Raw genomic sequence first — 19,303 nt, 5'->3', positions numbered from 1 at the left:
CGTACGCATGACCAGTTTTTATTGAGGTACAACGACGAGTGTATTCAAGTAACAAACGCATTCTTAAATATGAATTTAAGGTTGCTGAGTTACAATAGCGTATCGGTTATACGTAGGGATAGAGAGACTTCACTGACTCCTTAAAAGGAATAGCATGCGAGCTATTGGCAAGTACATGAAACTATCAAGTACGATAATATTCAAGGTGAGAGGCAATATATGAAGTAGTCGAAGAGTGAATTCGTTTTTTTAGAATAATAAAATGAAACTATTGAACTTGCTATTCGTATAAAATAAAGAAGGTTCAAGGAGGTGTATACTATGACGTTTAGTGGATGGATTATTCTTACTTTTGCAATTGTATGTTATCTACCTTTCTTTATCTGGCTTTCTGCTAGTTATATGAATAAATCAAAAAGAGATAACTCCAAAAGACAAAACACTTTTTGGGGATTTTTAGTAATACTTGGTCTATTAAATTCTATAAATACTTTTTACTTTAAGATGAACGATACATACTCTTTTGCAATAACAATTGCAATCTTTCTATTATTTAGCCTATATATGTTAATAATCGTATTGAAAGATAAAGGAAAGATATCAATGGGCTAAGGCTAAAAGGAACAGATGGTATACATGTACGATAGTTTGAGGTAAGTGGTGTGGAAAGTTTTCTTCCATTGGTATTTATAAAAACCAAAATATTTGGAGAAGGACAGACCAGCGACCGACCACTGCCAAAAATGATACTTTCATCTTTTGATTATCGTCGTCAGATATATACCAAGTACAGCATTTAAAGATTTAGGTATCATTTTCAGAGCAAGATATTTACCTAGTTATATAATAAATGGTATAATTTACTTTATTTTATAAGTGAGTTAGGGGGCATACTAGTGAATTATGAAGTGGCAGTTGCTTATGGGAATGAAGGTTTAATTAAAAAAATTGTAAATGGTGTAGATGAAATCGTAGTGGAAGATGAGGCATACTTTTTATATGATACAAATGGGGACATGATTTTTAGTGCACCTATACTAAGTGTAGTTTACATTCAAAAGGTTTAATTTTTGGGTCACTCAATTGAGTGGCTTTTCTTTATGTGTAAAAATAATCGTCTTTTCTCACTTTCTTATACTTTAGGTTCTATTTTCCGGTAAGTGGATTGTAAACGAGAAAAGTATGAATCCAATTATGGACTGCTGAAAAATATGTTTTTGGATGTTTTTTATCAATCCTTAATTCGTTATGATTAGAGCGTTCATTTCATAGAACTGGCAAAGAACAAAGAGGGGGCATCATATATTAGTCTATTTAGTTGAAGACAGTATGCAACTGTAAGGAAGAAGATTGTTAGACAAAAAATTACTTCATCGTTCCAAAACATCTAAATAATAAAGGTGGTTTTTAAAATAAATACAATCAAATCAACAGAAGCCTTCAAATTAGCAAACAAACTTATGCCAGGTGGAGTAAATAGCCCAGTAAGAGCATTTAAATCTGTTGGTATCGAACCAATTTTTATTAGCCATGGGATAGGTTCGAAAATATATGATATTGATGGTAATAGTTATATAGATTATGTTCTTTCCTGGGGACCATTAATTCATGGCCATGCAGATAAAGAGGTTTCAAGTGCACTACTTAAAGCAATAAATAGTGGGACAAGTTTTGGGTTGCCTACGTTGCAAGAAAATAAACTAGCAAAATTAATAACAACTCGGATTCCTTCCATAGAGAAGATTAGAATGGTTAACTCGGGTACAGAAGCAACAATGAGTGCTATTAGGCTGGCTAGAGGTTTTACTGGCAAAAACATTATTGTTAAATTTGATGGAAATTATCATGGACACAGTGACGATCTATTGGTAAAGGCAGGTTCAGGAATTGCTACATTAGGCCTTCCAGATAGTCCTGGTGTACCTTTAGAGATAACAAAAAATACCTTATCAGTTCAATATAACAATATTGAAGCACTTAATAAAATATTTGAAAAATTTGGGTCAGAAATTGCAGCAGTTATAGTAGAACCCTTTGCTGGTAATATGGCAGGAATACCTGCTGACCCCGAATTCTTACAAGCTATACGTTTATTAACTAAAAAATATGGTGGGATATTTATTCTTGACGAGGTAATGACTGGTTTCCGTATAGATTACCACTCCGCTCAAGGGCTTTATAACATTAAACCAGACTTAACTTGTTTAGGAAAGATAATTGGTGGAGGGATGCCTGTTGGTGCATATGGAGGAAGAAAAGAGATTATGAATCTAATTGCGCCTGAAGGTGATATTTATCAAGCTGGAACTTTATCGGGCAATCCAATAGCTATGGTAGCTGGCTATACCACAATAAATAAATTAGATCATGGCAGTTACAAGTATATAGAAGAGCTAGCAGACAGACTTATTCAAGGATTATCAACAGTCGCTACTAAGTATAATATCCCACTTCAAACAACTAAAGCTGGAACGATGATTGGTTTCTCATTCATAGAAAATCCCTTACAAAATTTTGATGATACTCGAAAAATAGATGCTGAGATGTTTCGGCGTTTCTATGTAGAAATGCTTAAACAAGGTATACTTTTACCTCCATCTCAATATGAAAGTATATTTATATCGACTGCCCATTCAATAAATGATATTGATAGAACCATTAATGCTGCAGATGTAGCTTTTAAAAGGATTTTATCATTTATTTAGAAGATGTATTTTCTTTAAATAGAACAGGAGTAATGACAAAACAATCTTTTGGGGAAGAAAATTTTTTTTACTTCGAACTTTATAGCAGAATAAAATGGATAGAAGGCTTATAGCAACAATTCAATAGCAGCCTTTACGGAAAATACCGGAGGCACTTACAGACAGGTAATGCACCTGTTTTGTCGGTGCCTCTTTTTATATTTAAAGGGATGGGATAGTGAGAGCCTTGCAAACAGGCTGGTGCAAAAGGGATTAGGCAACAAAAAACAAGGGCAAGTGTTAAAAGGACGTCAAACTAAAGTAAAGATGAGTCATCGTGAGATTGAGGAATTGATGGGGGCGTAGTGCCCCTATTTGTTTTTAAATTAACGGAGCAATAGACTTTTGAAAAAGCAAAATATTTAAGTCGATAATATATTTTTGAAATTTCAAACAAATGAATGACCAAAAGCTAATTAGGTGGTAAAGTATAGAAAAAATGAATGGAGAATTATGTTATGGAAAAATTGAAAAGGGTTGAATTAAAGCATTTTTCAAATGAATATATGAAAGAATTGAACTCTTTTGTACTTACAGAAGAACAAAAACAATTTTCTGCACTTCCAAGCAAATTTGAGGAAATTAATGAAGGACAGTATCGTATTGTAATTTTAAGCGATAATACACCCGTTGGTTTCTTTCTCCTAAATTCAAATGAAAGAGTAAAGAAATACTCTAATAATTTGAATGCTATGTTATTAACTGCACTATCAATTAATCATACTGAACAAGGAAAAGGTTACGCAAAACAAGGAATGACATTACTAGTTGAGTTTGTTAAAACAGAATTTCCTAATTGCGATGAAATTGTTTTAGTTGTAGACAAAGATAATATACCAGCACAAAAACTATATTTAAAAGTAGGATTTGAAGATACAAATGAGAGATTAATAGGACGTATCGGCGAAGAAATTATCATGAGACAATTAATAAAATAATAATATACCACAAATAAAAGTAAGGTTACTTTCTACTTTCTTCGTCACCAGAGTTGATTCTACATTTTGTAGATTAACTCTGGTTTTCTGTTTTGCGGTAAGTTTAGCATCAAGTTATCGTCTTGCTTGCTTTTGCACCGTAGTTATCAACTACCTTAACGACAATCGTATTTGAATCAAAAACTAAAGTTACGTTACTTAACAAACTATATTTATCTCCAATGACAGGAATTGTAATAGATGTGTATTTGTTCTTATCATCGTTAATATCTATAAATTTTGCATTACCAAAGTCTAAATTTGCATTTGAATAATTTAAAATCATTTGACTGCTAGAAATGGAGTCATTTGCTAAATATTTAATAATTTGTATTTTCCGAGGATTTTCCGTGACATCGACATCTTGATAAATACTTTCATTAAAAACTTGAGTTTGAGCATTTGCATTCTAATGCGGGTGGATTTACCATCAACATTGATACGTCACAAGAAGAGTTAGCGATGCTTGAACTAGCATTTAGTGCAGTTGCTGATACACATGGCCAATTCTACTATGAGGCGATTACAGCTGAGTTAGAAGATCCAGAAATTGCGGAAACTTGGCATACAAACTTCACAGGAGCGTTAGTTGAAAAATCTGAACCAGATACACCTTAATGAGCACCGCCTATTGCAGTTTTTTTAGTTAGAGGTGATTTTCAATTTTGGGAAGAAATGTACTTAAACTAACGCAGCAGATTTATGAAAATAGGATATCTCTTATAAATTTTATTGATGAAAAATATTTATGAAAACAACAAATCTTTCCTTTTCGACATATGTTGGTGGTGTTGACTACAGTCTATTCTCTTAACCAGTTTTTAAATGGAACAGCATTAGAACTTGGTCTTACAAGTATTTATGGGAAAGGGTTAATACAATATAAGGGGGAAAAATAATGAAAAAATTCATAGCGATACTACTTTCTGTGTCATTATTTATAGCTTATGGTGGTGTAGGGTATGCAATATCGATTGAAAATGAAGGGCCAGAACTAGTTCAACTTAATACTGAAGAGAATAATTTAGTTTCTAATAGTGCAATAGTAAAACATAATTATTTTATAGAAGTCGACACTGAATACGTTGAATCTAGTTTAAATACAGAAGAAATTACTATTATTAGTATGTTAGAGTTTAATGAAGATACAGATACTATAACAGTAAGTGCCAAATTAGATGATAAATATGGTAATTCTATTGATATATTTTATAATAAAAAAGGAAAACCTAAATATATTTCAATAGATCAAGATGGTCATAATGGAGGAGTATGGAAAGGCGCCGACTCTATAAAAAATTTAGGTTCAAAGAAAACACGTTCAGGAACCTATGATGCCGAATTAAATAGAATAGGAGATTGATACAATTTGGTAAAATTAAAAGACTTTAATATTGATTTTGACTGTACTCAAGTGACACCTTTTTTTCAAGTCCATGAAGACAATCGGATACGATTTGATATTGAGGAGCTAAGTAGTGTTAACCTACAATTAATTATTAATCAAATATTTAATGGGAATAAAGATATTAATGCTATCTTTGTTTCTGAATATATTTTCAATAAAAAACGTAAGTCAGCCAAAACAAAGATTGGTCAAATTATTCATTTGAAAAATTGGAAAGAGGATGTAGTATTAGAAGGCGATACAAATGATGGAGTAATTTATGCTTCTATAAAAAACTTAGATCCTTTAGATGTATATAATTACTGTTTTAATGTTAAAAGAAGATTAATAGGAGCATATATTTCATTCTATTCCAATGAATATTTATTATATGTAAGTAGTGATGTTATTGATATTATTTCAAATGACTCCACTAATATTAATAAGCTAAAAGGTAACTATAAAAACCTTTATGATACGTATTATGAGATCTCTAATGAATAATTAAAACATTTGTTAATTTACTAAAGCAGTATTGTACTTAGGGGCTTTCCTTGAAAAAGAGGAGTCCTTTTGTTATGTAGCTAAAGGGGCAGCGTTCTTGTATTAAATGAAGTGGGAAAAGAATAACATTGTGAACAAATATACTTAAACTATAGGGTGCTTTAGTTGAAAAAGAGCTACTAAAAAATCGTCAAACTTTTTTATAAAAACTTAATACTAAATTACCAAAAAGAAAGCATGTTGATCAACTTTTATTCAAAATGCTTTCATTTCATTTACTATAAAACATGATCTTTAGAATTACCTTTAATCAAACTTTATTCCAACCAACACTTATACTGAGGTGTTTTTATTTTTGAATAGATGGAGGATAATCATATGAAAATTCAAAAGTTCGAATTAAAAGAAGTGGAAATTGTCACTGTTGACGGTGAATTTGAAAAGCGATTTGTTAACGAGAAAGTACACCCAGCCTTTTTAACGAACGCTGCCGTGAAAAAAGGTTATGATACAGGCTTACTAGAATCGAGTTTGTTTGAAGATTTACTGAAAATAAAGGTCTCTGAAATAATCCCAAACCAATAAGGTTAAAAACAGAGATACGAAGTAGATGATATAGATATATTTCCTGACAAATTCCGTATTTTCACCTCATTATGTATTTTATGTAAATTGTAACACAAAAAAGCCGCAGCGTGGTCAAACGTTACTGCACAATATGAGGATTAAACGAAAAAAGAGCGAATAAAACATCGCTCTATAAATCTATTATGTATTAAAGAAATTACTTGTTTCTTTCAAGTTCTTCGATACGTTTTTCTAGCTTTTTAATCTTACCATCAGCTGATGATGCAAATGCAAACGCAGCTGCCGCAAATGTAAAAGCTACTAAAGCAAAAGTATTCATTGGAAACCTCCTGATATTTATAAAGGAAAACTGTTCAAATTTATTTACGGATGAAAATGGAAAAGGTTTCGAATAGGTTTGTATGCCTTTGAAAATGAAAAAGCCGCAGCGTCTCCACACGCTACAGCCCAGAATTGGTTCATGCCCTTTGATGGTACGTACAACATCATCATACCACAACTTAGGAGGGCAAACGGGCAAACAAGGGCAAACAGAATTAAATCGTTATCAGTTGGACAAGGCAATCAAGAAGTATCATGACAACATGTGTAAGTACATCAGAATGAAGGATGAATTAGATTCATTGACTGTTGGTGCATCTACAGCTGCATACGGAATTGAAGCAACTATGCCAAAAGCTGTTGGAGGTAACAGTGATCCAGTGCATGCACATGTTCAAATTAGAGCTAAAAATGAATTGATTGTGGTGCAAAATCTAATCGACAAGGTTTATGGTGACATTGAGCAAGAGGTGCTTTACTGGTTGTTAGAAGGCATCCCTTTCCGATGGATTGGAGCAAAGCTTAATATGAGCCATACATGCGTACAACGCATACGCGAGCGTATTTTAGACATGATGTTGAAGTGATCTTCGGAGTCTTTTTATTGGCACATCTAACTTCTAACCACAAAGAAGTGGTTAAATAAAGATTAATTGGATTAAATTAATTTTGTACTTGAATCTCTAGTAGCGTCACCTTTTATGATGAATTTAGTTACTTAATTAAAAGGTAACAACTAAATAATTTACGCTATTGGAGGCACAGTATTATGAAAAAAGAGAGTCTATTAAATAGGGGATTGGCAAGTTTAATGCATTTGTTCTCGCTATTACTAACTTTTGTTTTACCTATATTAGTATACTTGGTATCAAAGAATAGAAATAAATATTTTTCCGACCATGCAAAAGAAGGAATGAACCTTCATTTTACTTTCTTCCCAGTCTTTTTGTTACTAACTTTTATTTCTAAAAAATGGAGCGCGGCTGCCGTTCTTTCTTTTGCACTTATTATACTTGAAACAATATTAATTATAATTGCAGCAATTTATACTTTAAGAGGAAAAAAGTTTTCTTACCCAGTTATACGTTACTTTAAAGTCTGAAAAATCAAGGGTTTTTAAGTTTCAATATAGGAACAAGAGGAGAGGGTAATATGTCGGGAAAAGGTATATTTACTATTGGGGAACTTGTGCAAAAGTCTGGTGTTAGCATTAGAACACTTAGATATTATGACAGTATAGGCCTACTTAAACCAAGTGATTATACAGAGGGTGGACATAGACTATATTCAAAAGAGGATTTAACTATTCTACAAAACATTAAATCCTTGCAGTTTCTTGGATTATCCCTAAAAGATATTAAAATCATGCTTCAAAAAAACACTGTTAAAGGCGAGGCAATATTAAAATCTTTAAAATACCAAAAGCAGTTATTTGAAGCAAAAAAACTTGAGATTATTAATATATTATCAGATTTAAACCATCTTATTGAAACAATAGAAGATGAGGAAATCATCAATATTGAAATATTTTGTGCTATGCTTCAAAAATTAATGTTTGAAGAAGATACAGAAAAATGGTTTAAAGAGCACTTTTCTAAAGATATAACTGATGAATTATTTAATATAAATAAATCCGAAGAAATCGATTTAGATAAAAAATGGACTAAAGTTTTATCTGAAATCAAACATTTAACGTTTACTGATGCTGTACCGTCTTCGAAAGAAACGCAAGAAACTATTGAAACACTGCTATTGCTTATGGATGAAACCTTGAAGGGAAATTTGGATTTGGTTGAAGAAAAGCTACCATCCACAGAATCATTTTCATTTCCTAATCCTTTTACAGAAAAGGAGCAAGAATTTTTAAAAGAAGCTATGGAGTTTTATAAAAAAAATTCAAACTAAATAGAGAGACAACATAATGTCTGATACATATGTTACAAATGTTCTAGATGTTCCAAAGCTTCTATTTTCTGCATACGGTAATGTAAACTTGGAGGTAGGAACGGGCGGTAAAGGTTTCCTCCCTTGGTATTTATCAAATCCTAATTATTAGGGCAAGACGAGAGTTAGCAAGTGCAGCAGATGAATTTAATCGAATGGAAGATGAAGTTCGAAATGCAGGTGATGCTCAACGAGGTTTTAATAATAATATCAGGGATGGAACAACCGCCGCTGATGGATTACTAAGCAAAATAATAGGTATTGCTGCAGCTTACTTATCGTTTCAAACTGGAAAAAATATTGTAGCTTTATCTGATGAAATGATTAATACACAAGCTCGATTAGAGCTAATGAATGGTACTTATCATAAAAATGCAGAAGCCGCTGGTAGCATTAATAATATGTTAATGACAACAGCAGAGTTACAAGATATGATTTTCGATTCCGCGCAACGTACTTTTACATCCTATCAATCAACAGCAGATATGGTAGGTAAATTAGGGATGTAAGCATCAGGAGCATTTGCTAACACTACGGAGATCATAGCTTTTGCAGAGCAGATTAACAAAACATTTTCGATTGCTGGTACTTTAGTTGAAGGTGTTAATTCAGTCATGCTTCAATTGACTCAAGCAATGGCAGCAGGGAGATTGCAAGGTGAAGAACTAAATGCCATTTTAGATAATGCCCAACCATTTGTAGCAAATATTCAACGCTATTTAGAAGAAGCTATGAATATTGATGCTTCTAGAGGGTCGGGAAATAAGAAGTCAATCGGTGTTGAAATTTGCTACAGCAAAAGTGACGGAGCCCGATATGAGATAGCTGAAGAAAATGCAGTGCAGTATATTGCAAAATTACTCAAGGAGTATGGTTGGGGAATTGACCGAGTAAAACAACACTACGATTGGTTTAAAAAGAATTGTCCTCACCGCATCAGAGCCGAGGGCCGCTGGAATAGCTTCTTGAAACGAATTGAACAGGCTATGGAGCCAACAATGCCAACACAACCAAAGGAGGAACCACAAGTGACAAACACACTAACTTCGACAGCTAAAGAGGATTTAAGAGGTTATTAAAAGAGACTTATAAGCAAGGGATTTTAAAAGTAAATCACAGTGATAGAGTAGGCTCAATGACAGATGTCGAAGCGTCAGGATTGCTGATTTCGGTGGTTAAACGAACATTATAAAAAAGACCAAGAAAAAGACCAAGAATAGCTTAATTGCCGTCTTGGTCCAAATTTTAAAAAAGTTTTTTTTAGAGTATTGTATTGTAAAAAATGATTTATGTATAACCCTATTCATACTTCTTTTTTGTAATCAATCCGAATTCATATTTAGCTTTTAACTTTCCATAATAAAATTCTAAAAGTACCCTGGAATTTTCTTCTACACCGTTTTCTCCTTTATAATTACGTTTGTCTCTATCCGAGTTCAATGGAGCACCTCCTACGATATTTATTACGGTTTCTTCACTCATTCCTATTTTAAGCTTTTGAAATTCTTCTGGCGTAATGGTTGAGATCTGTTTTGTTGGCTTCTCTTCTTCTGAAAAAATCAATACCATAGATTGTCCAAATATCCATACTCCTAACATACTAATCAAAATTAATGCTAATTTTTTTGGCCATTTTGATGGGGTAACCTCTCTATAATAATAGGTTTTTTTTTCTGTTTCTAACATTGTTTCTACAGGAACATATTCCTTAATAATTTTTTCTGTCCTTATCGTGTAATCTTCCGATACTGACCCACAATATTCACATACGTATATATTCTTGTCTTCCTTATAAACTTTTTTATATGAATTTGTGGCAAAACAGTTAGGGCAATTTTTCATAATTTCCCCTCCTTAACTTTTGATGAACTATTTTCCATTTTAAGAAATTTAATCATGTATGTACATAACAAAAATGCCCAAGTACTCAATTAATTTTGTTAAGGGAGTGTAGAGGTTGAAAGAACAACTAATGCAACGTAATCAATTAGTTAACATGATGTATGTATCAAAATGTGGCGAAATCACAAAAAGACGAGTCAAAATAATAAAAGTCGTCGGTGATTCGTTTCAAGCGTTCTGTTTTACAAGACATGCAAAGCGTACATTTACTATCAATAATGTTTTAGCGGTTGTTCCAGTCCTTCATAAAAAGCGTAAAGTAGTATGATTAGCTTTGAACAAAGGCGACTACTTCATAAATTTGTGGTTTATGATATGGCCGTTCAATCTTTACAGCGAGACTATAAGGTGATTGAAAACCTTAAAATGAGCAAAGTATATTTGCCTATACTTGATAAGCTTTTAGACGACATATCACAAGAATGTTACAACGCTAAGACATTGTTGGCCAAAGATAAAATTAGAGTAGTGCGTTGGGAAAAGACTGATGAATACTTTAGCGATCTCGTTGTTGCCACAGCTGGCGATGATCAAGTGTTTACTTATTTATGGCATTGAAAACGCAGGTGGAAAAATTATTATTAAGTTACCAAAATAAATAACCAAGATAGTTTAATTGCCCCTTTAGATATGTTTTGTCTAAAGGGGTTTCTGCTACAATATCTTTTTTAATCAACATGTTCAGTTTAATAATTACTTTACGATCTATCACTAAAAATTATTTACATAGCACTTTTTACTCCTTATAAAATTAAGTTCATATTTGATTTGCCACGCCCCATTTGCACATTTCCTCTAATATTGGCATTAAACTCTTTCCTTTTGGCGTTAAGGAGTATTCCACTTTTGGAGGGATTTGAGGGTATTCTTTTCTGTGAACAATTCCAGAGTTCTCTAGTTCGCTTAACTGAGAACTTAACATTTTGTGAGTGATAGCAGGAATTTTCCGCTTTAACTCTCCATAACGTAAAATCGTATCGGAAGATAATTCATACATTATTTTCATTTTCCACTTGCCACCGATTAACGATAATGTGAAGTCAAATGGTCTTTGTTTGTTGCGCTTCATAAAATTATTACTTGATTCCGGCAATAACATCACTCTCCTTTAAGTAAGTATCTAACAAAAAAGTGCATACTAGTTTTATTTGTATTCGAGTTTATAATTTAGGATGGGTTCATGAGTATTTCAGAATTCTATAATAATTCTATTATAGATTCGACATATTACTTAATCAAATATAGTTGAAGGAGAATGAATAGATGTCTAAAGAACAGAAACTCATATTTAATACAAATGATTTGAGCGAGGATGAGATGTATAAATTGTTAATTGGCTCTGTGATACCAAGACCGATTGCATGGGTTTCATCAAAAAGTAAGGATGGCATTTTAAATTTAGCGCCATTCAGTTTTTTTACTGTGGCTTCTCGAAATCCACCAACACTTTTGATCTCAATAGGACCGGGCGTTAATGAACGAAAGGGAAGCATTAAGGATACGTTAACGAACATTCGCGAAGTGAAAGAATATATAATTAATATGGTACCTGAGCCGCTTGGGGAAGCGATGCATCGTTCATCGGCTAGTGTAGAGCCAGAGAAAAATGAGTTTGAGCTTGCAGGAGTGACTGTTCGGAATGGTAAACTTTTGAATGTACCAGCAGTGCTAGAAGCGCCAATCTCAATAGAACTTAAGTTAGACCAAATTATTCCTGTCGGTGGAGATTATCTAGTGCTTGGAAAAGTTGAATGTGTCCAAATAGATGAAGCAATCTATGCAGGAAACTATAAAATAGCTATCGATAAGTGGAAGCCGCTTGCTAGTTTGGCAGGAGACTTTGCCGGACTAATGCCTTCATTTTCATATGGGCAGAAAGGTACATAAATCATTTTGTAAGAAAATCCTATTACAATGCTGGTAGGAAAACAATTGAGCAAAGGTAAATACAAGCCACTCGCTAATGTCGAGTTTGGATTCAAACCTGGAGAAAAGGAAGCTTTTCGTCAAATAGCCAAACAAATTACAACAAAGGTTGACCGCAATACGACTTGGTTGGAACCAAATTTAAATTGTAAGGTTCAACATCTAGAGAAAACTAACACAGGCTCTCTAAGAACAGTATCGTTTAAAGGGTTTAGTTTTGAAAAGACTAAGATAATATTGGAACACTTAAAAAGTCACTCATAAAAAAATGAGTGATTTTCTTCTATCTATTATATTTGTTGTCTGTGAAGGTTATTTATAATGCATTTCACTAAGAATTAAAAGCAACCAAAGCAACAAAAAAGCAACCAAAAATCTGAATGCAAGTGAATTTCGGTGAAATCGAAACATTATACAACCACATAAAACCTTGCTATAATAGGCTTTGCGAATACATATGAAAGAGGGTAAAAAGATGAACGCTTACGATGAATATATGAAGCAAGTGGTAAAACCGATGCGTGAGGAATTAGTGGGGGCAGGGTTTAGTGAGCTTACGACTGCAGATGCAGTGAATGAATTTATGGCGGAGGCTAAGGGCACGTCATTAGTGGTTATTAATTCAGTGTGTGGTTGTGCAGCTGGATTAGCACGACCAGCAGCGCGTGAAGCAGTTGCGGCAGTGAAGCCAGATAATTTAGTAACGGTGTTTGCAGGACAAGATCCTGAAGCAACTGCAACAATGCGTGGTTTCTTTGAGGATGTACCGCCTAGCTCACCATCGATGGCGATTTTAAAAGATGGCGAATTAGCTTACTTTATTGCACGTGAGCAAATTGAAGGCTTCCCAGTGGAGCAAATTACAGCGCATTTGACGGGTGTTTTAGAGCAAACATGCGAGAAATAACAACAATTGTCACTACAGCGGGCAGACCAGGCGACGTGTCGATGGCGCTCGCTGCTTTTGCGTGCAAAAATTTAAATATCTCCTTTGAACCTCGCAAAAAGCGCTCTGTGCGAAAAATTTCGCACGAAATGCAGGCCAATGTGATCGTCGCTGGGAAAAATCGTTATGACTATTATGCGTTTGAAGCGAGTGAGCCGTTTTTCTTTCATCCGAATTCCGCAGCTTTTCGTTTAAAGCGTGTGGCTCGTGGAGAGACTGACCCGTTTTTAGAGGCAATGCAGCTTATAACAGGGGATTCGGTGCTAGATTGTACGCTTGGTCTTGCGGCTGATGCAATGCTTGCGGCTTACACGGTGGGAGGTGCGGGCCGTGTAATTGGGACTGAAGCAAATCCGAACATAGCCTTTATTGTGGAACAGGGCATGCAGACCTATGATACGTCTGAGTTACCATTAACAGCTTGTATGCGACAAATAGAAGTCGTACAGGCGGAAGCGGTAACCTATTTGAGATCATTACCAGATAATGCATTCGATGTTGTATATATGGATCCGATGTTTGAAGAAATCATTGAAGAGGCTAATAATTTTCAAGCATTACGATCGGCTGGAGAGCATTTAACATTAACCGAAGAGTGGGTAAGTGAAGCAAGACGTGTGGCTAAAAAGCGTGTAGTGCTAAAAGCGCATTTTCGTTCGGAATGGTTTGAAACATATGGTTTTCAACAGTTAACGAGGATAACCGCGAAATTCCATTATGGGGTTCTTGAGGCCTGAAAGTTTTAGACAATAGGAACGGTGGTTTACATATAAAAAATCAATTGATGCTTCGTCAATCTCTTAATGTAGATGTTGAAGTAATTGCAGAATTAAGGGCAGAGGTACTGAGATGATTAAACAAGATTGTGCACACATGATGAAGTGAAGATAAGGCAACGTTCGCTATGCTTTCGATTTGTCCTATAAGTGGATTATAGAAATAGACACTTCATTCGCTGAATGTGTGGCATTTAAACCAACGACTGAGCTTGATTATTGAGCATTTTTATCTAAAGCCCTGATTTTCACAAAATGAAGTCCATGGCAAATGTGTATCTTTTAATGTCTTACAAGGAAGTTCTGCTAGACGTCTGTATGAGCGATTAGGATTTTATATATAATTTTTTATAGGAATGATAAGGGGGGAGGTTCTTTGCAACTAACCCTCTTTTAATTATGAAAAATATGAATTATGGTAATATAAAACAATTTTAACCTTGAATAAAAATCTTTTGTCCTCTCTCGTTGAATAGTATTGCAATAAAATCCTTACCTGAGAGCTATTGGAGTTGGGATTAGAAAGGTAAGTGGCAAAATGATCTACGATTATTACCAAGAAAATAGTGGATATGTATCGATTTGGCTTGGCAATTTTAGCGATAATGAACAGTTAAATCAATGATTATCTCGAAACAGTATATCAAGTTGAGGGAGAGCATGATGAGGATTTCGCGAAAAAGTTAGCACAACTCTTCGTGGTCGGAAATCAAAAGCGACCTTATGAACGAGAATTTAGAGAGCTCTATGATGAATTTTACAATCAGTTTGCCTAAGATTTTGGCTTAACCTTTGAAGAGGATTTTCGTGAGGCAGTCTGTTATGCAATAGCTTCAAATAAACTTGATCAATTAATACATGATGATTTTTCCTATGCAGAACAGTTTAAAAAGCTAATGATAAGCAAGGTAGGAAATGACCTGCCAACAGCCTATAATACAATCATTTTACTATATGATGAGTATTATGAGGGACTTTCAGTTTAGAATTTTTAGGTTTGATACAACTGGAAGAAGAATGAGTAAGGAGTTACTAATAATTTATTAGATCCAAAAAACTAATTCTCAAATGGAAGGGTCGATTTTGATGGCATATGATAAAGCAAAATGGCATTTCGATGCAGAGGATTTTCCGAGTAATCTGGCTATTACGCAGGGAGGGGTTCATATCGCCTTTTTTTATCGCTGGATGCTAGAGAATGATTTTGCTAGTGATGAATTATTCGAGGATGCAAAGGAAGAGATAAACCTGATAAAAGCAGGGCAATATAGTGTTTTGAATTTCCTATTTGAGTTTTTAGACGGAGTATTGTTAGATGAGGATTTGAATGATTCGGGTGCGGATTTTGCGAATCATTATTATGAGGACAAAAATAACTTTGGCCATTATTTAAGTGACTATAGTCACCTCGATTTTGAGCATTTACCAGACATGGATGATAGGTTTTATGGTGTAATGTATTCAGAGGTGAATTACAAAAAAGTCAAAGAAGTGATGGATAGACGCTATAAGGAATTTTTAACATGGAAAATAACGTGATGGATAGAGCGAAAGTACAGTAGTCACAAAGAGTTTTAAAAGTTCTTTGCAGTATTTTAAATATAATTTTACTTTTCTTAAATGTTATGATACAATGATTTGGTGCTATTTTAGGTAGCGAATTTCTGTAATCTGGCATTCTGCTTTTTGTTTTTTAGGATACTTATTCACACTGGCGCATGCTTTGGGGCTGCAAGGACGCAAAAGAAGGTTGGGTTTGCGTTGCTTAAGTTAGAAGGCACACAGTGGAATTTTACCGCGGTAAGGAAACAATGACGTTTCTAGATATTATTCCCCAGATGATTGGGTTGAGACTTTATAATTTACAAAAATGTTACCTATTAAATACTAAAGGGGTGGCTTCGCTTATAGCGGGGCTGCCCCTTGCCTAATTTATCTTGCAATAATACAATTCATGGGTTCATCAAATAAGCTCAGTAAAGAAGAATTTAATATGAGGTATTGATCAAGCATCTCTAAGTTGATTTTTGACTAAAAGATGCTTTTTTGCATTGTCAATCATATGTCGACGCTATCATTAAGAATAGATGATAATTACCATAAAGCGATTGGATTATATTACCGTTTACGCCATTTAAAATTTACGTAATAATAAAATATAGAATGTTAGAAAAAATCAAATTTTTGCTATAAAGGTGGGGCTGGAATATGGAAAATGTGAAGACTACATCAAGTGAGGTATTACAGCATTTGGAAACATTGGCTACAGAAAAAGGCGAGAGTCTTGATGCACTGCTAGGACTTTATGTTCAAGAAAGATTGTTATATAGATTATCTGTATCCCCATATCAAGAACGATTTTTGCTAAAAGATGATGTGTTGTTATTTGCATTAACAAATGGCGCAGTAAAAACATCCCGAGAGATGGCTCTGGCAGCAAAACAAATGCCTAAGGATATGACGATTATCAAGCAAGCGATTATTGAAATTTGTTCGATTCACTCCCACGAAGACGGTATTCACTTTCTTGAAGATAAATTCGAGTTTACCTGGGAAAATGAAGAGATTCAAGTTAATATGCCGGTTACACTCGCTCAAACCAAAACATACATACAAGTAAGCATTAGCTTTGGAGACAGTCTTCTACTGACACCAAAAATAATGGCGTTTCCATCATTATTGGATATGCCATCACCAATGATTTTAGTGTATCCAACAGCCTTCATTATTGCAGAAAAGTTTGAAAAAATGACTAGTTTGCCAGCTTCAGATTGTCGAATGAAAGATTTTTATGATATTTATATGCTGTCAACTACGCAAAAAATTGAGGGACGTGTATTGCAGGAAGCTATTGCAGAAACATTTGATAACCATAGAACAACTTTAGAAAAAGATCATCCGGTATTTTCCAAGCATTTTTATCTAGATACCCAACGAAATAAAGCCTGGCTAGCTTTTATTGGACAAAAGCCATTAAAGTTTGAAGAAGTTATGAAGCGTATCCAAACACTTCTATGGCCAATTTATAATGAAATGGTGAAGGAAGATGAATTTTTCAAAAATTGGGATAATACACCACAACATTGGACATAAAAATGAAAAGACCGCGAGCTCTGTGAAGATCGCGGTCTTTTAGTGAAAATGAATTAGTCCGTGAAGCATAAAGATGATAAATAACCTAACATTATTAAAAGTCCAATACCCATTGCGATTGACATGCTTTGTACCTCCTTTAAAAAACGACACATTTATACATAAATATTGTACAATGAATTATAGAAATATGAAACCTTTTATTGGGCTAAACGTATATATAGATAGAATAATTACCAAATTGTACATAAAGAGAAGGTGTTAATTAATGAAAAAGTGGGTTCAAAAAAGTATCGTAATCATGGTTGCGTTTTTAACATTTGGATTAATTACGCCAACACATGAAATATGGGATGCATTCGACCAAAATTCGTCAAATCGTGCCGCTATCGGGCCGTCATCTGGTACAAGCACTGCTGTAGCTGCTGAACCAGATTCAAATCAAGAAGAAGATACCGAATTATATCAAGAAGCGATTGACTACGGTGCATTACTAATTGATGCAGCAAAAGAGCAATCGTACATAAAGTTTGGCACAAAGATTGGGCCGAAAATTAGCAATGAATTTGATGCCATTATCTTTCCGAAAATGGAAGAAGCGATAGCTATGACAGTGGCAAGCTTAGACGATGGATCGTCTCTATCAATCACAGAAAGACCAAGTGGCAACTATGGTGAAAAAATTTTCAATATTACTAACAGTCAAACAGGATCGGATTTAATCCGCTTCCATGTACGTACGGAGAAACGACCTCAAGAAGGTTATTATTATAATTTTCACTACCACAGTGCCGAAGACGACTTTATGGCACATAATAACTTAGGCGATATTTACTGGGAAAAGAACACACCACCGAAATGGTTATCATAAAAATCACGAAACACTCGTTTAAAACACGAGTGTTTTTTTGTTCGAGAACATTGAAATATTAACGTTTGTAGTAAATCGAAAAGTTGTAATTTTTAACGCCATCCTGATGGAGGAGGGAGTTAAAAGTATGTAACCCAAATTGTACCCCAATTTCGTTATTTTCAGTTTCTAAAATGAGTTTAGGCTAATAATTTCATCCAAAAGATTTGATGCTTGAACTTCTTTTTTTCAAATGAATGTGCATACACTTTATAAATTGTTTCAGGAGTATCAAGCTGATATTTATCTCATATGACCAAAGAAATACCACACAGGGCCAAAGAGAAAACTAATAGCGAGTGGTGAAGTACTTCCCTTAACAAAGCCTGATCTCGACAACTTGATTAAGGGTATTAAGGATGGCATGAGCAAAACCATATGGCATAATGATTAGCAGATTGTTGAAATGAACGTTTGGAAGTTTTATTCGGAGCAACCAAGAGCTGAGGTACCGATTGAATGAGGTGCCTGAAAGATGCACGAAAAGAAGTTAGACAACAGCGAGCAAAATTGATAAATCAACAGGACCATATTTTCTATCTGTTCGAAACATAAAGCTTATGATCCTACTAAAAAATGCAGAGGATGCAAGACGTAAAGGCAATTAAAAAACATTGGGAAAGAACTAGAGCACATTAGTAAATTGCGTAGGTGGAAGAAGTGAATCTTTGAAAGAAAATGTTCAATGAGTTGTGACTAAGTATGCATGTGAGGAAAGAAACTAATAAAAGGGTCACCAGGGTGGAGGACGACCCTTTGGTCATAACAACAGTGTATAAAGGTTATAGAAAAGCATTATACTATTATTATGATAGTTTGTAGAAGGAGTAATAGAGATTATTGATTGTTGCCAATAATGAAGGTGTTAATTATGCATGAAACTAGCGCCGACAATAATTAAAAGAATAAATAGGACAACGATTAGAGCGAATGATAAATTATCATGTTTGCCATAGTCTGTACCATAAACTTCATTTCCCATATTAAATTTCCCCCTTTCTATAATCTAGAATATGTAAAGTTATAGATAGGAGAGATGCTATTCATCTAATCAATCATTCTTTCCTTTTGTAAAAAATAAATAATCATATTACGTAGTTTGATAAAGAACGTGGTTCGTGTGGAGCTGTATGAAATCCAATTGAAGTAGATATTTATAATTCCTAATTGAATCAATTTCATAATACGTATTTTAAAAAAATCATAGACGTGCAGAATATTGAATGATTACTTAAAAAAACGAATGAAATACCTTATGATGCTGTAGATTCTTGAAGATTAGTAT

General features: G+C 34.0%; 27 protein-coding genes and 3 pseudogenes. 26 read left to right on the top strand and 4 right to left on the bottom strand.

The genetic code is table 11. The features are described from left to right. Positions 1-321: 321 nt before the first annotated feature. The 8 genes from H131_RS12680 to H131_RS12645 all read left to right on the top strand — a co-directional run bounded on the left by H131_RS12680 (position 322) and on the right by H131_RS12645 (position 6,197). Positions 322-612 (top strand): hypothetical protein, encoded by a 291-nt coding sequence (locus tag H131_RS12680; RefSeq protein WP_010859551.1) that lies wholly within the window; start codon positions 322-324, stop codon positions 610-612. A 284-nt stretch (positions 613-896) separates the two neighbouring features. Then, a complete protein-coding gene (locus H131_RS24500; protein ID WP_155242438.1) occupies positions 897-1,067 on the top strand; it encodes a hypothetical protein in 171 nt (56 codons plus the stop codon). A gap of 345 nt (positions 1,068-1,412) precedes the next feature. Beyond that, complete coding sequence (gene hemL / locus H131_RS12675; protein WP_230491900.1) at positions 1,413-2,705, top strand: glutamate-1-semialdehyde 2,1-aminomutase; 1,293 nt, start codon at positions 1,413-1,415, stop codon at positions 2,703-2,705. A gap of 497 nt (positions 2,706-3,202) precedes the next feature. Continuing rightward, positions 3,203-3,682, top strand: a complete 480-nt coding sequence (locus H131_RS12670) for a GNAT family N-acetyltransferase (protein WP_010859549.1) — start codon at positions 3,203-3,205, stop codon at positions 3,680-3,682. 441 nt (positions 3,683-4,123) lie between these two features. Further along, positions 4,124-4,339, top strand: coding sequence for a hypothetical protein (locus H131_RS12660; protein WP_010859547.1), 216 nt, complete (start codon positions 4,124-4,126; stop codon positions 4,337-4,339). A gap of 277 nt (positions 4,340-4,616) precedes the next feature. Next, positions 4,617-5,084 carry a toxin C-terminal domain-containing protein gene (locus tag H131_RS23720; RefSeq protein ID WP_230491899.1) on the top strand — a complete coding sequence of 156 codons (468 nt, stop codon included), beginning with the start codon at positions 4,617-4,619 and terminating at the stop codon, positions 5,082-5,084. 6 nt (positions 5,085-5,090) lie between these two features. Further along, positions 5,091-5,612 (top strand): hypothetical protein, encoded by a 522-nt coding sequence (locus H131_RS12650; RefSeq protein WP_010859545.1) that lies wholly within the window; start codon positions 5,091-5,093, stop codon positions 5,610-5,612. Positions 5,613-5,990: 378 nt separating this feature from the next. Beyond that, positions 5,991-6,197 carry a hypothetical protein gene (locus H131_RS12645; RefSeq protein WP_010859544.1) on the top strand — a complete coding sequence of 69 codons (207 nt, stop codon included), beginning with the start codon at positions 5,991-5,993 and terminating at the stop codon, positions 6,195-6,197. Between the two features lie 199 nt (positions 6,198-6,396). On the opposite strand, the gene H131_RS25885 is transcribed toward H131_RS12645, so the two are convergent. Continuing rightward, complete coding sequence (locus H131_RS25885) at positions 6,397-6,519, bottom strand: hypothetical protein (RefSeq protein WP_268891035.1); 123 nt, start codon at positions 6,517-6,519, stop codon at positions 6,397-6,399. A 148-nt stretch (positions 6,520-6,667) separates the two neighbouring features. On the opposite strand from H131_RS25885, the gene H131_RS12640 reads away from it, so the two are divergent. The 7 genes and pseudogenes from H131_RS12640 (at position 6,668) to H131_RS25960 (ending at position 9,544) form a co-directional block, all read left to right on the top strand. Next, positions 6,668-7,108 (top strand): hypothetical protein, encoded by a 441-nt coding sequence (locus H131_RS12640; RefSeq protein ID WP_230491849.1) that lies wholly within the window; start codon positions 6,668-6,670, stop codon positions 7,106-7,108. Positions 7,109-7,290: 182 nt separating this feature from the next. Continuing rightward, positions 7,291-7,623, top strand: coding sequence for a DUF4870 domain-containing protein (locus tag H131_RS12635; RefSeq protein WP_010859542.1), 333 nt, complete (start codon positions 7,291-7,293; stop codon positions 7,621-7,623). Positions 7,624-7,673: 50 nt separating this feature from the next. Further along, complete coding sequence (locus H131_RS12630) at positions 7,674-8,426, top strand: MerR family transcriptional regulator (protein WP_010859541.1); 753 nt, start codon at positions 7,674-7,676, stop codon at positions 8,424-8,426. A gap of 16 nt (positions 8,427-8,442) precedes the next feature. After that, complete coding sequence (locus H131_RS25880; protein ID WP_268891034.1) at positions 8,443-8,577, top strand: hypothetical protein; 135 nt, start codon at positions 8,443-8,445, stop codon at positions 8,575-8,577. Between the two features lie 43 nt (positions 8,578-8,620). Then, on the top strand, positions 8,621-8,974 hold the full coding sequence (locus H131_RS12625; RefSeq protein WP_010859540.1) for a hypothetical protein: 354 nt from the start codon (positions 8,621-8,623) through the stop codon (positions 8,972-8,974). Between the two features lie 24 nt (positions 8,975-8,998). Next, positions 8,999-9,181, top strand: a pseudogene (locus H131_RS25875) (tape measure protein); the annotation flags it as partial. 15 nt (positions 9,182-9,196) lie between these two features. Continuing rightward, a complete protein-coding gene (locus H131_RS25960; RefSeq protein ID WP_329600451.1) occupies positions 9,197-9,544 on the top strand; it encodes a peptidoglycan recognition protein family protein in 348 nt (115 codons plus the stop codon). A gap of 220 nt (positions 9,545-9,764) precedes the next feature. Here H131_RS25960 and H131_RS12615 read toward each other — a convergent pair whose 3' ends face one another. After that, positions 9,765-10,307: a TFIIB-type zinc ribbon-containing protein gene (locus H131_RS12615; RefSeq protein WP_010859538.1), complete on the bottom strand. Its 543-nt coding sequence runs from the start codon at positions 10,305-10,307 to the stop codon at positions 9,765-9,767. A gap of 115 nt (positions 10,308-10,422) precedes the next feature. Between H131_RS12615 and H131_RS12610 the strand changes: the two genes are divergently transcribed. Together H131_RS12610 and H131_RS12605 are read left to right on the top strand one after the other, a co-directional pair. Beyond that, a complete protein-coding gene (locus tag H131_RS12610) occupies positions 10,423-10,635 on the top strand; it encodes a hypothetical protein (protein ID WP_010859537.1) in 213 nt (70 codons plus the stop codon). Further along, the gene (locus H131_RS12605; RefSeq protein WP_010859536.1) at positions 10,632-10,925 is read left to right on the top strand and encodes a YhjD family protein; all 294 of its coding nucleotides are present in this window, start codon (positions 10,632-10,634) and stop codon (positions 10,923-10,925) included. Before H131_RS12610 ends, H131_RS12605 begins: the two co-directional genes overlap by 4 nt. A gap of 199 nt (positions 10,926-11,124) precedes the next feature. Here the strand turns inward: H131_RS12605 and H131_RS12600 are convergent, their stop codons facing one another. Next, a complete protein-coding gene (locus tag H131_RS12600) occupies positions 11,125-11,466 on the bottom strand; it encodes a winged helix-turn-helix transcriptional regulator (protein ID WP_329600450.1) in 342 nt (113 codons plus the stop codon). Between the two features lie 164 nt (positions 11,467-11,630). On the opposite strand from H131_RS12600, the gene H131_RS12595 reads away from it, so the two are divergent. From H131_RS12595 to H131_RS25405, 9 genes and pseudogenes are all read left to right on the top strand, one after another. Beyond that, positions 11,631-12,254 carry a flavin reductase family protein gene (locus H131_RS12595; protein ID WP_010859534.1) on the top strand — a complete coding sequence of 208 codons (624 nt, stop codon included), beginning with the start codon at positions 11,631-11,633 and terminating at the stop codon, positions 12,252-12,254. 45 nt (positions 12,255-12,299) lie between these two features. After that, complete coding sequence (locus H131_RS12590; protein ID WP_155242436.1) at positions 12,300-12,557, top strand: hypothetical protein; 258 nt, start codon at positions 12,300-12,302, stop codon at positions 12,555-12,557. A gap of 211 nt (positions 12,558-12,768) precedes the next feature. Then, on the top strand, positions 12,769-13,200 hold the full coding sequence (locus tag H131_RS12585) for a BrxA/BrxB family bacilliredoxin (RefSeq protein WP_010859532.1): 432 nt from the start codon (positions 12,769-12,771) through the stop codon (positions 13,198-13,200). Beyond that, a complete protein-coding gene (locus H131_RS12580; protein WP_010859531.1) occupies positions 13,188-13,976 on the top strand; it encodes a class I SAM-dependent methyltransferase in 789 nt (262 codons plus the stop codon). Before H131_RS12585 ends, H131_RS12580 begins: the two co-directional genes overlap by 13 nt. Before the next feature lie 827 nt (positions 13,977-14,803). Then, positions 14,804-15,001: pseudogene (locus tag H131_RS26255) on the top strand (hypothetical protein); the annotation flags it as partial. Between the two features lie 100 nt (positions 15,002-15,101). Beyond that, positions 15,102-15,554, top strand: a complete 453-nt coding sequence (locus H131_RS12575) for a DUF7832 domain-containing protein (RefSeq protein WP_010859530.1) — start codon at positions 15,102-15,104, stop codon at positions 15,552-15,554. A gap of 669 nt (positions 15,555-16,223) precedes the next feature. Next, a complete protein-coding gene (locus H131_RS12570) occupies positions 16,224-17,108 on the top strand; it encodes a nucleotidyl transferase AbiEii/AbiGii toxin family protein (RefSeq protein WP_010859529.1) in 885 nt (294 codons plus the stop codon). Between the two features lie 268 nt (positions 17,109-17,376). Beyond that, complete coding sequence (locus tag H131_RS12565) at positions 17,377-17,979, top strand: YpjP family protein (protein WP_010859528.1); 603 nt, start codon at positions 17,377-17,379, stop codon at positions 17,977-17,979. A 328-nt stretch (positions 17,980-18,307) separates the two neighbouring features. Continuing rightward, positions 18,308-18,412, top strand: a pseudogene (locus tag H131_RS25405) (RusA family crossover junction endodeoxyribonuclease); the annotation flags it as partial. Positions 18,413-18,883: 471 nt separating this feature from the next. Here H131_RS25405 and H131_RS23700 read toward each other — a convergent pair. Beyond that, complete coding sequence (locus H131_RS23700) at positions 18,884-19,000, bottom strand: YjcZ family sporulation protein (RefSeq protein ID WP_010859527.1); 117 nt, start codon at positions 18,998-19,000, stop codon at positions 18,884-18,886. Positions 19,001-19,303: the final 303 nt, after the last annotated feature.

The sequence above is a fragment of the Lysinibacillus sphaericus OT4b.31 genome (genome assembly GCF_000392615.1).
Lineage (GTDB): Bacteria > Bacillota > Bacilli > Bacillales_A > Planococcaceae > Lysinibacillus > Lysinibacillus sphaericus_B.
Note: the sequence above shows the minus strand (reverse complement) of the source record. Positions and strands in the feature narration are given on the sequence as shown.

What these genes read in the sequence shown, in the direction of transcription:
- H131_RS12680 (WP_010859551.1), top strand. Translation starts at nt 322, where the DNA reads ATGACGTTTAGTGGATGGATTATTCTTACTTTTGCAATTGTATGTTAT.
- H131_RS12670 (WP_010859549.1), top strand. Translation starts at nt 3,203, where the DNA reads ATGGAAAAATTGAAAAGGGTTGAATTAAAGCATTTTTCAAATGAATAT.
- H131_RS12645 (WP_010859544.1), top strand. Translation starts at nt 5,991, where the DNA reads ATGAAAATTCAAAAGTTCGAATTAAAAGAAGTGGAAATTGTCACTGTT.
- H131_RS25885 (WP_268891035.1), bottom strand. Translation starts at nt 6,519, where the DNA reads ATGAATACTTTTGCTTTAGTAGCTTTTACATTTGCGGCAGCTGCGTTT.
- H131_RS12635 (WP_010859542.1), top strand. Translation starts at nt 7,291, where the DNA reads ATGAAAAAAGAGAGTCTATTAAATAGGGGATTGGCAAGTTTAATGCAT.
- H131_RS12630 (WP_010859541.1), top strand. Translation starts at nt 7,674, where the DNA reads ATGTCGGGAAAAGGTATATTTACTATTGGGGAACTTGTGCAAAAGTCT.
- H131_RS25880 (WP_268891034.1), top strand. Translation starts at nt 8,443, where the DNA reads ATGTCTGATACATATGTTACAAATGTTCTAGATGTTCCAAAGCTTCTA.
- H131_RS12625 (WP_010859540.1), top strand. Translation starts at nt 8,621, where the DNA reads ATGGAAGATGAAGTTCGAAATGCAGGTGATGCTCAACGAGGTTTTAAT.
- H131_RS25960 (WP_329600451.1), top strand. Translation starts at nt 9,197, where the DNA reads ATGAATATTGATGCTTCTAGAGGGTCGGGAAATAAGAAGTCAATCGGT.
- H131_RS12615 (WP_010859538.1), bottom strand. Translation starts at nt 10,307, where the DNA reads ATGAAAAATTGCCCTAACTGTTTTGCCACAAATTCATATAAAAAAGTT.
- H131_RS12605 (WP_010859536.1), top strand. Translation starts at nt 10,632, where the DNA reads ATGATTAGCTTTGAACAAAGGCGACTACTTCATAAATTTGTGGTTTAT.
- H131_RS12600 (WP_329600450.1), bottom strand. Translation starts at nt 11,466, where the DNA reads ATGTTATTGCCGGAATCAAGTAATAATTTTATGAAGCGCAACAAACAA.
- H131_RS12595 (WP_010859534.1), top strand. Translation starts at nt 11,631, where the DNA reads ATGTCTAAAGAACAGAAACTCATATTTAATACAAATGATTTGAGCGAG.
- H131_RS12585 (WP_010859532.1), top strand. Translation starts at nt 12,769, where the DNA reads ATGAACGCTTACGATGAATATATGAAGCAAGTGGTAAAACCGATGCGT.
- H131_RS12580 (WP_010859531.1), top strand. Translation starts at nt 13,188, where the DNA reads ATGCGAGAAATAACAACAATTGTCACTACAGCGGGCAGACCAGGCGAC.
- H131_RS12575 (WP_010859530.1), top strand. Translation starts at nt 15,102, where the DNA reads ATGGCATATGATAAAGCAAAATGGCATTTCGATGCAGAGGATTTTCCG.
- H131_RS12570 (WP_010859529.1), top strand. Translation starts at nt 16,224, where the DNA reads ATGGAAAATGTGAAGACTACATCAAGTGAGGTATTACAGCATTTGGAA.
- H131_RS12565 (WP_010859528.1), top strand. Translation starts at nt 17,377, where the DNA reads ATGAAAAAGTGGGTTCAAAAAAGTATCGTAATCATGGTTGCGTTTTTA.
- H131_RS23700 (WP_010859527.1), bottom strand. Translation starts at nt 19,000, where the DNA reads ATGGGAAATGAAGTTTATGGTACAGACTATGGCAAACATGATAATTTA.